Source organism: Pseudogemmobacter humi, assembly GCF_900609055.1.
GTDB lineage: Bacteria > Pseudomonadota > Alphaproteobacteria > Rhodobacterales > Rhodobacteraceae > Pseudogemmobacter > Pseudogemmobacter humi.
Genome location: NZ_UXAW01000126.1, coordinates 1 through 313, shown reverse-complemented (window position 1 = coordinate 313; position 313 = coordinate 1). Strand labels below are relative to the sequence as shown.

General features: G+C 61.7%; 1 protein-coding gene. It reads right to left on the bottom strand.

Features of this window, described 5'->3' with window-relative positions; genetic code table 11:
* A partial coding sequence (locus XINFAN_RS20175) for an IS3 family transposase (protein WP_148087161.1) occupies positions 1–249 on the bottom strand: 249 nt, incomplete at its 3' end.
* Between the last annotated feature and the right edge of the window lie 64 nt (positions 250–313).

The window sequence follows — 313 nt, the reverse complement described above, 5'->3', positions numbered from 1 at the left end:
CAAACGCCTGAGCCGCATCAGCCGCCGGATGCGCTTCTGGTTCACACCATGCCCCTCGTTCTGCAGGTGCCAGGTCATCTGGCGAACCCCATAGAACGGCGTGTCGAGGAACTGCTGGTCAATGACCCGCATCAGCCCGAGGTTCTGCTCCGTCTCTCCGACCGGTTCATGATAGTAGGACGAGCGCGAGATCGACAGCAGGCGGCACTGCGCGCCGATCGACAACGCTGGATGGCCCCGCTCAATCATCCTGCGCCTCACTTGCCGGTCCACGGCTTGAGCTTTCGTGACAAAAAATCGTTGGCGACGGCCA